The organism is Acinetobacter sp. IK40 (assembly GCF_035615075.1).
Classification (GTDB): domain Bacteria; phylum Pseudomonadota; class Gammaproteobacteria; order Pseudomonadales; family Moraxellaceae; genus Acinetobacter; species Acinetobacter courvalinii.
Genome location: NZ_JANBOE010000008.1, coordinates 244,574 through 258,184, shown reverse-complemented (window position 1 = coordinate 258,184; position 13,611 = coordinate 244,574). Strand labels below are relative to the sequence as shown.

Here is a 13,611-nt window from a genome sequence, read left to right as displayed (position 1 = left end):
CAGTGGATGTGACTGCACCGAATGCCCCAGAGATTGATCCGGTCAATGGTACCGATCCAATCACCGGTACGGCAGAACCAGGTTCAACCGTGACTGTGACCTTCCCGGATGGCAGCACCGTTGATGTGGTGACTGATCCAGTAACAGGCGAGTGGACTGTACCAAACCCGGGCGGTCTGGTGGATGGTGATACCATCACTGCGATTGCAACCGACCCTGCAGGTAACCCGTCTGTACCAGGTACAGAAACAGTTGATCTCACTCCGCCAGATACCACTGGTGCGACACTGAATATTGATGCTGTCACAGCAGACAACGTTCTTAACGCAGCAGAATCAGCTGGTACAGTGACCATCACAGGTACCTTAACCGGTATCCCAGCAGATGCAGCAACCACAGTGGTGACACTCGTCATCAATGGCGTGACCTATACTGCAACTGTAGATGCAGCAGCGGGTACATGGACAGCCGATGTGGCAGGCAGTGACCTGTTGGCGGATATAGACAAGACCATTGCGGCTACAGCCACCTTCACCGATGCGGTAGGTAACAGCAGTAACATCACCGATACCCAAGTCTATACAGTGGATATTACGCCACCAGATAGTTCTACAACGACGGTCACAATTGATCCGATTACAGGAGACAATATTGTTGATTCAACTGAAGCTGGAGTAAACCAAACCATTAGTGGTACGGTCACTGGAGAGTTTACGGTTGGTGATGCAGTCATCGTCAATGTAAATGGTGTGGATATCAGCACTACAGTTCAAGCGGGCGGTCTATGGAGTATCTCTGTAGCTGGTGCGGAGCTGGTTGCCGATGCTGATAAAGTGATTAATGTTACTGTTAAGGCGACAGATGCAGCAGGTAACGTCGGTAATGTCACTGGTGATGTCACTTATACGGTGAACACCGGCACCTTAATTGCTTATGACAACATTGGACATGCAGTGCTTAGTCCACAACCGGCATTGGTACAAGATGATGTGAGCTTGGGTAGTACGTCATATCTATTGTTAACTTCATTGGCAGGCATTGATCTTCAACTTGGTGGTAACTCAATCGGCTTTGATGTACAGACTGGGCATGAAGGTACTGTGACATTCCAATACAGTGGCTTAATTGATGCTGCATTGTTGTCCGACTATAAATTAGTGGTACAAAAATTTAATACGACGACGAATCAATGGGAATCTATCCACGGCGATAGCGATGCTTCATTGCTTAGCCTGCACTTACTCGGTCTTGGCATCGGAAATGTTCCAGGTGTCGTACTCGAAGGTCTGGAAGCGGGACAATACCGCGGCTTCTTGACTTACGATGGCTTATTAGGTGTTGGTGTACTTGGTACCTTGTCTGCGACGATGGATGACTATGATCTATCGATCCCTGGCGGATATGAAGTCGGCAATGCAGAAGGTAACGTGATCCTTGATCCAGATCCAACTGGACAAGTCGATCAAATTACATCGACCACGATTGTTTCTTCGGTGAATGGTCATCCGATTGATGCCGATGGTGAAAGCTTCGATGGTCAATATGGAACGATTACCTTCCATCAAGATGGTAGTTATACCTATGTTCCGTTCGCGAATGGCTCGGGTGTGGGTCAAACAGATCAATTCACCTATACCTTAACCGATCCGGTCACAGGTGCGACGACAGAAGCAAATCTGAATATTGTATTCGATTCAATCCGTGCTGCGGACAACTTGGTGGAAGTGGAAATCAATCCACAATACCAATTGGTGGGTACAGAAACAGATTCAGCATTCTACGGTGTCTTGTTGAATGTCGGAAATCTGGTCGACCTGCAATTGCTGACTGTGGATACCGTTGATTTCAATGTCGCTGCTGGACAAGAAGGTGTTGCAACCTTTAGCTTCAACAGTCTGATTGGCGCATCGGCACTCGGTAACTACAATGTTGTATTGCAAAAATACAATGAAGTAACCGGTCAATGGGAAGCGGTGAATGGTACCGGTGACCGTTCATTATTGAATCTGACCTTATTAGGTAACACACCAACCGCACAAATTGCGGGCTTGACCGAAGGCGAATATAGAGCGTTCTTGTCCTTCAATGGTCTGTTAGGTGGCGCAGTCGGTGTTACCCTGAACGGTGAGGTTGATCTCTACAACCCTGCGGTGATCACTGGCTACGATGTTGTTGCAGCGCACGGTAACCTGATCTCTGATCCAAATACCAATGGTGCAATCGACATTGCTACACCAAATAGTGTCATCAGTGAAATTAACGGTGTTGCCATCACTGGCTCTCCAACCACGGTGCCAGGAGTTCACGGTACCTTGGTGATCTATCCAAATGGTGACTATACCTATACACCAAATCCTGATAGTGCTGGTTTAGGACAGGTCGATGAGTTTACTTACACCTTACGAGATCCGGCATCAGGTACGACTTCACAAGCGACCTTCTATGTTCACCTCGACAGTAAAGTTGTCGATATGAACTGGAACCCAGCGGATCCATCAGAACCTGCAACCGTAACCATTATTGCAGCAGACGATGCCGTGAATGCTGGAATTAGTGCGCAACCGCATCTTATTGAAGATGATCGTGCACTGGGCAGCGCAACTTACCTTGCATTGCTATCGTTGGCAGGGATCAACCTCCAAGCACCTTTACCATTCGTAAACAGCACAGTGAACTTCAATGTGGCTGCGGGTGAGCAAGGTACAGCGACCTTCAAATACAGCAGTCTGATTAATGAAGGCGCATTGGGCGATTACCAGCTTGTTGTACAGAAATTCAATACAGTCACAAACCGTTGGGAATCAATTACCGGTAGCAGCGACGCCTCTTTACTTAACCTCAGCGTGTTGGGTATCGGCTTGAATGCAACACCAGGTGTGGTACTTGAAGGTCTGGAAGAAGGACAATACCGTGCCTTCATGACCTATAACGGTCTATACGGTAAGAGTATCCTGGGCACATTGACGGGTAGCATGGATGTCTTTGATCCAACACAAGTGGATTACACAGGCGTTGCGACAGAAGGCAACGTGATTACTGGTCTAGGTGTGGGTACCAATGCCGACTCAGTCACAGGCTACACAGTTGTGGGTTCTGTAACGTTCAATGGTGTAACAACCACAGTTGATCTCACCAATGGTGCAACCATTGTCGGTCAATACGGAACACTGCAAATATTTGCAAATGGCGATTATATCTATACACCGAATAATACCAATGCAAATCTAGGTCTGGTGGATCACTTCACTTATACCTTGTCAGATCCATTGGGCGGTAACTCGTCAAGTGCAAGTCTGGACTTCACCATTGGCAACAGTACGCCAGTGATTGCGGTAGATGACCTTGCAGTTGCTGAGATTAATCCGGAATATCTGCAAATTGGCAACGATGTTGCGGTAGGCAGTTACTTATATTTGGCCTTAGTAAGCTTAACCGAGAATTTTGACTTCCAGTTGGGCGGACAAGGCGTCGGCTTTACCTTGACTGACAACACCTTAAATGATGTGACGTTCAATTACAGTGCATTAATCGACGCAAGCCTGCTTGCTGACTATGTACTCGTGGTTCAGAAATTTGATACTGCGACCAACCAATGGGTAGCTGTACATGTTACAGGCGATGCTGATTTACTAAGCCTTGCAGCCTTTGGTGGTAATTCAATCACATTAGATGGTTTAGGTGCAGGTCAGTACAGAGCCTTTATGACCTATGCGGGTAGCGGTATCGGTGTCAGCTTGCTCGGTACGCTTTCTGTTCAGAAAGATGTATTTGATGCAGCCAACATCACCGGTTACAGCGTAGAAGCTGCGGAAGGTAACGTGATCCATGACATTGGTCTCAATGGACATGCAGATACAGCCTCTGGCTTCAGTAGCATCACCAGCGTTGAATTCAATGGTGTTGCACATGCAGTGAATGCGACGGGTGTTACAACCATTATCGGTGACTACGGTACATTGTCGATTTATGCAAATGGTAATTACAGCTATCAACCAACTGCCAATGCCAGTGGTGTGGGCCAAGTCGATCAATTTACCTATACCTTGACGGATGGTGTGAATTCATCGCAAGCCACCTTGTACTTCCATATTGACAGCGATGCGGTCGATATGACCTGGAATCCGGCGGATCCGTCACAACCAGCTGATATCGTGGCTACACCTGTAGATGCGATTGATGATGTGGTGTCTGCGGGTATTGATGTTGTTCCACAAGGTCAGTTGGGTGTTGCCGTCGGTTCGGCAAGTTATCTGTTACTGGTTGGATTGTCTGAGAACCTCAACCTTTCATTACTGGGCACACCAAGTGTGAAATTCAGCATTGCAGCTGGACATGGCGCGGATGTGACCTTCTCTTACGCACCAACAGTTTCACTGTCCTTATTCAATGACTACAAGGTGGTATTGCAAGAAAAAGCAGCAGATGGAACCTGGCATAACATTGATGGCGGTTCAAGCACAGGCTTACTCAACATCGGTTTATTAGGTAGTGGTGGTATTGGTGTAACCGTACCTGACTTGGGTCAGGGTGAATACCGCGCCTTCATGGTCTACACCGGTGTGGGCGTCGGTATCTTGGGTACCATGAGTGTCGTGAAAGATGACTTCGACTATACCGTTGCACCGACCAATACTGCGATTGAGGCTGAAGGCAATGTGTTAACAGGTGATTCAATTACCTTGACTACACAGGTTTCAACAGTCACTTCAGAAGTTGCTGGGGCGCCAACTGAAACCATCGGAACCAACACAACCATCGTTGGGGCTTATGGTACCTTGGTGATCTCTGCCAACGGCGAGTACACCTATACGCCAAATACCACTGATTTAAGTGCGGTGGGTAAAGTTGATACCTTTACCTATACCATCCGTGACGTGTTGACCGGTGCGACGGATACGGCGCAATTGCATATTCAAGTCGGTTCACCTGATGCAACTGTGGTTTGGGATACAGTCAACCCTGGCAATGATGGTGTGGTTCAATTCACAGCCAATGCTGATAATGCAGTGGCAACAACAGACTTCTCGAATAGCAGAGATGCAGCTGTTGATGTCGATAGTCCGAATATTACGGTCAATCTCATTGGTTCAACTTCGGTGACTTCAAATAGCTTTACGGTAGCGGCCGGAACAATGGCCAATATTGATCTGGCGGCAGTTTATACGGCTCAACCACTTGCGAGTTTGTTGCCAACAGTCAGTTACGTGATTCAACGCAGTACCGATGGTGGAGTGACCTGGACCAATACTATCTACACTGGTTCACAAACTGCCTTGGGTAGTCTGGCAACAATTCAGGCGGGCAGTGTGGCCTTCCAGGACAATGTCGATTATCTGGCAGCGGGTCTGTATCGTGTTCAATACACTTTACAAGGCGTATCTCTAGGCGCAACTACCTTGGATACAAGTGTCACCACAACCACAATTCATCTGAATCAATACAGCTCTGAATGGATTAACGGTAACGTGTTACTCGGAGATGATATTGGTGGGGTTGCGGATACAGGTCTTCCAACACATGAAGGTTATAAACTTCAGGTGTGGGATAGCGTCGCTGGATCTTATGTCGATGCGATTGGACAGAGTATCAATACCGGTAACGGTATCCTGATCATGCAGGCCAATGGTACCTATGAATACCGTCCAAATGATGTCAATGTGACTACACATTTAACATCGGCGGATAGCATTGACTACAAGATCATTTCTGCAACAGGTGTCGAGTCAACTTCTACCTTGAATATTGATTTGACCCATACGGATTACAACCTGCTTTATACCAGTACAACTGCCAATGATACCTTCACCACAGGTACCGGATCAGATACCTTGATCTTCCAAATCCTGAATGGTAGTGCGGCATCAGCGGGTAATGGTGCAAATACAGGCGGTAATGGTGTTGATCACTGGACAGACTTTGTTGTTGGCAACACCAATACTGGTGCAGCGAACTACAATGATCAGGCAGACAAGATCGATATCCAGCATCTGTTGGATGGTGATCAAAATGCACTGAATATTGGCGAGTACCTCCGTGTAACCACAAGTGGTGGTAATACAACGATTGAAATCGATCGTAATGGTGATCCTGGTATCCTTGGTAGCAGTACGTATACACCATTATTGGTACTTGAAGGGGTGACAACAGATCTGAATACGCTGTTAAATAACAACCAGATCATTTACTAATCCTCAATCCTTTCTATAAAAAGAGAACCTTCGGGTTCTCTTTTTTCATTTTGAGAAGATCCTAAAAAATTGTGCTATCTTGTTTAAAACGCTTAAAAATTCTAACAACTGAAGACATGACGATTACGACGATTTCAGCACTTGAACAACTCAAACATCAACTCAGTGCTTACTTTGAAAAGGTTCAGCAACATCTGGGTTTAACCCATACGGTTATTTTCTTGTCCTATGGCGCAAGAACCCAACGTTGCCAGGTCTGGAATACTGCATTGACTGAGTTACAACCTGCACAACAGGCGCTATTTACTTTTCTGGATAAACAATTCAACCAGCAGGGGCAACTGGAAGAATTGTTAAAATTTGATCTGGCGTTTAACATACGGGCAGCATCCTGGCAGCAAATCGAACAAGATATAAAATGCCAGTTGCATAATAATCACTATCGTAAAGGCATCAGTTTTGATCAGCACTTCCAGACCTGTTTTTTGGAACAGGAACTGTATGGCAAGGCCATCATCCGTGGCTTGAGCTATGACACGCCCAATTTTTTTGATCAAGATAATCTGAATGCCAGTATTTCAAAGAAATATCCGCATCAAGCGCATCCAGTCCAGCTCAGTGATATCCAGCAGGTCTGGAGCTTCGATAGTCATGCTGTATTTTATGAATCTGGACAGTTGCTACCTCTCCGTAGTCAATTCACTGAACATGGGGTACGTTACTTAACAGATGACAAAAAACAGCATTTCATGCACATGATTGAGGGCAACGCCCAGTTTCTTGAACAGCAGATTCAGGCGGATGGACGCTTTATCTATGGTTTTTTTCCAGCCTATGACCGTGACATCCGTAGCTATAACACAGTGCGGCATTGTACTTCGACCTATGCCTTGATTGAGACATTGGCGCTTTTCCCACACCCGTACAGAATCACAAAAATCCAGACAGCCATTGAATATGCCTTAAAACATTTTTATATCGAAAAGCAAAGTGGTCTGGCTTATATGTTAGATGGCGCAGATCTCAGCCAACTGAATGAAATCAAGCTGGGTGCCAATGCTGCTGCAATTCTGATGTTGAGTAAATATCAGGAAATGACAGGGGATAATCATTATCTGAAATTTGCCCAGGCCTTGGCCAATGGTATTTTATCGATGGTCAATGCTGCAGGTGAAACCGTACATGTCCTGCATTACCCAGACTATAGCGTGAAAGAAAAGTTTCGCATTATTTATTATGACGGTGAAGCGGCCTTGGCTTTATTACGACTTTATCAGCTACAGGCTGATGAAAAGCTGCTAAGCACGGTCAAGCGCATGTTTGAACGCTTTATCGAACAAAAATATGATCGTTATCATGACCATTGGCTGAGTTACTGTAGCAATGAGCTCACCAAAATTTGTCCGGAGGAAAAATATTTTCAATTTGGGATCAACAATTATCGCAGGCATCTGGTATTTATCCGCAATCGTAAAACCGCCTATGCCACTTTGCTGGAAATGATGATGGCGGCTTATCAAATGCTGTGCCGGATTCGGGATTTGGGTTTGCATGAGCTATTTGCACAGGCTCAGTTTGAGGATTTAAAAAAGCTGATCGAGTTTCGTAGCGATTTTCAGCGCACCGGATTTTTTTATCCTGAAGTGGCCATGTATATGGCCTGTCCTGAAAAGTGTCTGAATGCCTTTTATGTCCGGCATGACCGCTTCCGTGTCCGTATTGATGATCAGGAACATAATCTTTCCGGTTATGTGGCCTATGTTCAGCATTTTGAAAACTGAAACATTGAGGATGAAACCCATGCGCTCTCCTCAAGAAATCAAGATCATCAGCCAGATCGGCAATGAAAATTTTCAGCATCCGCTTTGGCAGACTAAAATCGCAGGCGACTGTGGAGACTGGATTTTAGTTTATCTGGCTTTGCAAGCTATTGTTGCAGGTCAGGTGCAACTTGAGCAGAAGATAGTAATCGAGCAGCCGTTTGAACAGCAGCATCAACAGGGACAGTTACTGAAACAGGGGGCTTCTGTTTTGGCACTATTACAATATTGGAGTTTTACCCAAAGGCTTGAGCACGAGCAGGCACTTGGTTGTGCTTTGTTTGGCGATTGGCAGCAGGCTCAAATCCAGATAGCGCAGACTGCCCGGCAGTTTGGATTGCAACTGCCTGATCCAGGCCGTCATGTACAGAATACCCTGCAAAATTTATCAGGTCTTGCCGAAGCCATCTTTAACATGCCTTTGTCCTTATTACATACGGTATTTGTCAAAACATTCAAGCTTGCAGGGCAGCAGATTGCACCATTCAGCGCTGTATTAAGCTGTTGCCAGCTCGATGCTGTCCTGATTCTCTCAGATCAGCAGCAACATTATTATTTTTCTTATCGCCATGAAAATCAGAGTCTAGGCATTTTTCATCTCTTGGATAATTTGCATCGGATTGACTATCTGCTGCCGTATTATCACTATTTTGAACCTGCTTTATTGCCTGCCAAACAGATTCAGGCAAAAAGTGAATGGATCAATATCATTGGCGATACCTATTTCGGTGAGTTTTATACCCATAAAAGAAAAAACAAAGGCATAGACGATGCGCTACAACGTTATGGCTATGCGCATTCTTTTGAGAAGATCAAACCGTTTTTCCATGAAGATGAGATCAATATTGCCAATTTTGAAGCCGTGTTTAATATTGACCAAGATTCACCATTAATAGATAAAAAAGCCTTTATTTTGGGTGCACAACCTAAGCAAACGCTGGCCGAGTTTAAGCGCGTGCATGTGAATACCCTATGTCTCGCCAATAACCATTTAAAGGATTATGGTACTCCAAGCCTTGTACATACTTTGGCGTTGTTAGATCAGACTGGGATCAACTTTATTGGGGCGGGGGCTAATCAACAGCAGGCGCATCAGTGCCTGCAAATTCATGCTGAACAGCAAACAGTTGCCATTTTTAATGGCTATTGGCATCGGCAGACGGCTTATCAAGCGCATGACTTTTATGCATTGGGGCAGAGTGCTGGTGTAGCAAGTCTTAATGCCATTCTATTTGAGCAAATCATGCAGTATCGACAGCAATATCCACAGCATAAGATTATTGTGATTTGTCATTGGGGTGTGGATTTTAAAAGTACACATCCTGAACAGGAACAGCTTGCACAGGTGTTAACCCAGATCGGTGCTGATCTGGTGATTGGTCATGGTGCGCATACTCTGCAGCCAATACAGTATATTCAGCATAAACCGGTAATATTCGGAATTGGCAATGGCGTATTTAATAGCAATGGCGAGTTTGAAAAGTATCAGGCTTTGCCGTATGGATTAGTGGTTCGAATCAATTTAAAGGCGCAAAGCGTACAGCTTTATCCCATCTTCACGGATAATTTACACAGCTTTTGGCAGCCTTATCCTGTAAATGAAGCACAATTCAAGCAAGCACAGGCTTTTTTAACCGGTCAACTCAATTCGGCAGATTACAGGTTGGGACAAGATCATTTGGGTCGTTATATCCAGCTGAAATTTTAAGGATAACGTTTGTAATTCTCGAGCATGATACTGAGCTGTTCTTGGGTGAAGCCGAGATTACGTAAGCCACCGCTACCGAGTTTACAGTCATAACTGGTCATAATATTGGTTGGTGTGGCTTTGGTGGCTTTCGGCGCACAGACATGGCTTAAGCCAAAAGCATGCCCCATCTCGTGTACACTGGCGGCCTGAATCTGGTAATTCAGCCGTTCCCAGTCAATTAGAATAAAAGGCTGACCCTGGTTTCTAAAGCCCCAACTGGTCACATCGGCATATTTGAGTTTATCGCCGTAGGAATCATAAATAAAAAACAGCACTTCCTTGCTTTTGCGATGGGGAAAGCAGGTTTTTACTGCACCAGGAATATTATCGGCAATCAAGGCTCTGGGCTGATTGAGTTGATTGGCCAGATCACATTTTCGTTTACTAAAGTCCTGATAAGAATAGTAGCGATGGAATTTGAATTTAAAGATTTTTTGATTATTTTCATCGACAAAATACTGGTTCAGGATGCCCAGCTCTTTATACATTTGCTTTTTGCTATCAAAAGCTTGGGCTTCAGGACGATTGGTGGTAAAAATAAAACTGACATTGACTACAGGCAAGTCATCTGAAGCACCTGCGTGATATTTATAAGGTGTGATTTTTACAGGTGATTTTTGTGTGGTACAGGACGCACTAAAGACCAGACAGCATACTGTCAGCGCTATGAGTTTTAACCGCATTGTTGTTCTCTCAAGTCGTAGAGTTTTAATTATTGTGTTTAGCATTTTCGCATGATTTTTATCATCTTAGCAGATTTTTATAGGTTGTATTGTGCAAGATACCAATGAACTACATCGACAAATCTTGGAAGTGATTGCCCTGATTCCGTATGGCAAAGTGGCAAGTTATGGACAAATTGCCAAGTTGGCGGGTTTGCCTAAACATGCGCGTTTAGTCGGTTATGTGCTCAAGCATTTAGACAAGCAAAGTGAAATCCCGTGGTATCGTGTGATTAATTCTCAAGGAAAAATCAGTGTAACTCGTATCAATCAGCGTGGTGAAAATGTTCAACAAATGTTATTAGAACAAGAGGGGATCTATTTATTAAATGGCAAGGTCAGTTTAAAAACCTTTGGCTGGCAGCCTTAAATAATCTCAGACTAAACCAGAATTAATATGTTGAAATTATTTTACAGTTTATTTACACTTGGATACATAAAATTACATTAGTGTTTTAGGTATTTAAATGAAAAAAATTTCTCTATTTTGTGGGGCTGTTGTTCTCAGTTTATCTGGTTGTGCCAGCATCATTTCGGGTAAAACCCAAACCATGACGTTCCAAAGTACGCCAGATTTAAGTGATATTACGATCTTAAATCGTGATGGGAAAAAAATTCATGTGGGTAAAGCACCTGTTACGGTCAGTTTAAATCGCGGGGCCGGCTTCTTTGTTCCTGAACGATATACGGTTATTTTTGAAAAAGAAGGCTATGAAAAGAAAGAAATTACCGTAAGTTCAAGCGTAAACGGCTGGTATGTCGGAAATATTCTATTCGGTGGTATTTTAGGATTACTCATTATCGATCCGGCAACTGGTGCGATGTATAGCTTAAATACCAAAGATACGAATGTTGTTTTAAATGATTTGAATAAAGAGAAACTTCAGGCTAAGGGTCAATCATTAACAATTGTATCTACCAGTGAAATTTCGAACGATGTTTTAGAAAAAGCCAACCCTATTGAATTAAAAACTCAATAATTCAAAATAAAAAACATGGTAAACCTTTACCATGTTTTTTTATCAATCCGGCAGTATTTACCTTCTAGCGGACAATCAATACTGGAATATGGCTTTCAGCCAAAACCTTTTGTGCCACGCTACCCAAGACAAACTGTTTAAAGCCTGTACGACCATGTGAACCCATCACGATCAGGTCAGCACCTAGATTTTGCGCTGCGCCAATAATTTCCTGATGCACGGCAAAGCCTTCTAGGATTTGTGTGGCCACCGTCAGGCCATGCTCTTCAAATTTTTGCTCGGCTTTCGTTAAATTATCCTGAACATAACCTCGAACACGTTCAATCAAATCATTGCTTTGACCCATACGGATATAAGCATCTGCCAGATAAGGATCAAGTGCCATGACTTCAACCACAGTCACTTCACTGTCCAAGGCCTTCGCCAGTTGAGCTGCTTCACGAATGACATTCGCAGCAATTTCGGAGTCATCGATCGCCACTAAGATTTTTTGATAAGCCATGTTGTTACTCCTTATATTTATGATTTTGCATTGAATTGAGACAATAAAATTTGCTTAATATATGAGCTATGATTCTATTCTAGACCTATTACGATGAGAATAAAACCTAGCATTTTTATAGGGATAGTTATTATTTATAGCAGTATGGTTAAGCTTGGATGTGTTTAAGAATAGATGAAATTTCCATAAAAATAAAAGGGGACTATCATCATGATTTATCTATAAAAAGTTAGATTAACTTTGCTCGAAATATTGGATAAGGGCTTCTACATCATCCGTCTGCAATTGTTCACGCATTTTCAAAATCTGTTTTTCATCCAGATCATAAAGCTTTAGAGAAAGTAATTTTTCAATGTCTTGTTCAGAAAAGCGATACTTAATGACTTTGGCTGGGACACCGCCGACAATGGCATAGGGTGGAACATCCTGAGTAACTACAGCACCTGTTGCCACGACGGCACCTTCACCCAGTTTTACCCCTTGCATGATCATGGCACGACTACCAATCCAGCAACCATCTGCAATCACGGTGTCACCTGCAGGCTGGAAGCTGCGTGTATCATAAGGGAAGGTCGAAATCCAGTCAGGGCGGTGCAGTTGATTGCCACCCATCATAATCACGCATTCCGCGCCGAAACAGACAAAATTACCAATATAAAGTTGATCAATCGGTTTCTCGGGTGCGGACGGCTTATCATGTAGATAACGCACTACACAACGTTCAAAGCCCTGATCCCAATACGCAGAATAATAAGAATAATTGCCCTTAATATGGATATTGGGGTTTTTTACCGTCTTAGAAATAAACTCGAACTCACACCAGTGTTTAACAGGAGAGTTGATTAATTGATCCATATCTTAACAATAACTACAAGAGGAAAGCTTCGCTATTATAACGACTAAAGTGAATACGGTTCTTTTTATGAGGGAAAAATTTCCTCACCCATGTAAACAGGCGTTGAAGATGATGAGAAAATAAAAAACTAATAAATGCACAGAGTAAGGTCATTTTTTTGAAAATAACACGCCCAAAACCAAAGAACTCTTCAATAAATGAAGAGTTCTTTGGAGACTTAATCGAGCGTGTTAAATATATTCCACACTTACGATTTCGTATTCAACCTCACCTTGCGGTGTTTGAATTTTTACTTCGTCGCCTTCGTTTTTACCTAAAAGACCACGAGCAATCGGGGAGTTTACTGAGATTTTATTGATTTTAAAATCTGCTTCGTCATCGCCTACAATTTTATAAGTCTTACGTTCTTCAGTATCCAGGTTTTCAATGGTAACAGTCACACCAAATACAACACGACCATTTTGCTCGAGTGTTCTGACATCAATTTCTTGAACTGCACCGAGTTTACCTTCGATATCCTGAATACGGCCTTCGCAGAAACCTTGCTGTTCACGAGCAGCATGATATTCAGCATTTTCCTTTAAATCACCGTGCTCACGTGCTTCAGCAATCGCCTGGATAATACGTGGGCGATCAACTGTCTTGAGCTGTTGTAATTCTTTCTCTAAGGCAACCTTGCCTTCGGGAGTCATAGGATAACGTTGCATTTCAGTCCCTCTAAAGTGGTTGGGAAAATACAGGATTAAAAAAAGAAAAAGCCCGCCACCGATAAGGTGACGGGACTTTATCGGTA

9 protein-coding genes are annotated in these 13,611 nt (G+C 43.7%); 5 read left to right on the top strand and 4 right to left on the bottom strand.

All coding sequences use genetic code 11. From position 1 onward, the window contains the following. From MSG93_RS15315 to MSG93_RS15305, 3 genes are all read left to right on the top strand, one after another. Positions 1 to 6,188 (top strand): BapA/Bap/LapF family large adhesin (locus tag MSG93_RS15315; RefSeq protein WP_324622399.1); only part of this gene is annotated, 6,188 nt, incomplete at its 5' end. A gap of 116 nt (positions 6,189 to 6,304) precedes the next feature. After that, a complete protein-coding gene (locus tag MSG93_RS15310; protein WP_324622398.1) occupies positions 6,305 to 7,969 on the top strand; it encodes a poly alpha-glucosyltransferase in 1,665 nt (554 codons plus the stop codon). A 19-nt stretch (positions 7,970 to 7,988) separates the two neighbouring features. Further along, positions 7,989 to 9,716, top strand: coding sequence for a CapA family protein (locus tag MSG93_RS15305; protein ID WP_324622397.1), 1,728 nt, complete (start codon positions 7,989 to 7,991; stop codon positions 9,714 to 9,716). On the opposite strand, the gene MSG93_RS15300 is transcribed toward MSG93_RS15305, so the two are convergent. After that, positions 9,713 to 10,441 (bottom strand): metalloprotease, encoded by a 729-nt coding sequence (locus MSG93_RS15300; protein ID WP_324622396.1) that lies wholly within the window; start codon positions 10,439 to 10,441, stop codon positions 9,713 to 9,715. The genes MSG93_RS15305 and MSG93_RS15300 overlap by 4 nt on opposite strands. Positions 10,442 to 10,532: 91 nt before the next feature. Here MSG93_RS15300 and MSG93_RS15295 point away from each other — a divergent pair, with 91 nt between their 5' ends. Both MSG93_RS15295 and MSG93_RS15290 read left to right on the top strand, forming a co-directional pair. Further along, positions 10,533 to 10,850 (top strand): MGMT family protein, encoded by a 318-nt coding sequence (locus MSG93_RS15295; protein WP_324622395.1) that lies wholly within the window; start codon positions 10,533 to 10,535, stop codon positions 10,848 to 10,850. A 97-nt stretch (positions 10,851 to 10,947) separates the two neighbouring features. Then, the gene (locus MSG93_RS15290) at positions 10,948 to 11,460 is read left to right on the top strand and encodes a hypothetical protein (RefSeq protein ID WP_324622394.1); all 513 of its coding nucleotides are present in this window, start codon (positions 10,948 to 10,950) and stop codon (positions 11,458 to 11,460) included. Positions 11,461 to 11,524: 64 nt separating this feature from the next. On the opposite strand, the gene MSG93_RS15285 is transcribed toward MSG93_RS15290, so the two are convergent. The 3 genes from MSG93_RS15285 to greA form a co-directional block, all read right to left on the bottom strand. Beyond that, a complete protein-coding gene (locus MSG93_RS15285; protein WP_005231901.1) occupies positions 11,525 to 11,962 on the bottom strand; it encodes a universal stress protein in 438 nt (145 codons plus the stop codon). A gap of 234 nt (positions 11,963 to 12,196) precedes the next feature. Then, positions 12,197 to 12,817 carry a CatB-related O-acetyltransferase gene (locus tag MSG93_RS15280; protein ID WP_324622393.1) on the bottom strand — a complete coding sequence of 207 codons (621 nt, stop codon included), beginning with the start codon at positions 12,815 to 12,817 and terminating at the stop codon, positions 12,197 to 12,199. A 231-nt stretch (positions 12,818 to 13,048) separates the two neighbouring features. Beyond that, positions 13,049 to 13,525: a transcription elongation factor GreA gene (gene greA, locus MSG93_RS15275; protein WP_005231898.1), complete on the bottom strand. Its 477-nt coding sequence runs from the start codon at positions 13,523 to 13,525 to the stop codon at positions 13,049 to 13,051. Positions 13,526 to 13,611 lie beyond the last annotated feature (86 nt).

Coding starts and splice junctions, on each gene's coding strand:
- MSG93_RS15310 (WP_324622398.1), top strand. CDS start 6,305: ATGACGATTACGACGATTTCAGCACTTGAACAACTCAAACATCAACTC.
- MSG93_RS15305 (WP_324622397.1), top strand. CDS start 7,989: ATGCGCTCTCCTCAAGAAATCAAGATCATCAGCCAGATCGGCAATGAA.
- MSG93_RS15300 (WP_324622396.1), bottom strand. CDS start 10,441: ATGCGGTTAAAACTCATAGCGCTGACAGTATGCTGTCTGGTCTTTAGT.
- MSG93_RS15290 (WP_324622394.1), top strand. CDS start 10,948: ATGAAAAAAATTTCTCTATTTTGTGGGGCTGTTGTTCTCAGTTTATCT.
- MSG93_RS15285 (WP_005231901.1), bottom strand. CDS start 11,962: ATGGCTTATCAAAAAATCTTAGTGGCGATCGATGACTCCGAAATTGCT.
- MSG93_RS15280 (WP_324622393.1), bottom strand. CDS start 12,817: ATGGATCAATTAATCAACTCTCCTGTTAAACACTGGTGTGAGTTCGAG.
- greA (WP_005231898.1), bottom strand. CDS start 13,525: ATGCAACGTTATCCTATGACTCCCGAAGGCAAGGTTGCCTTAGAGAAA.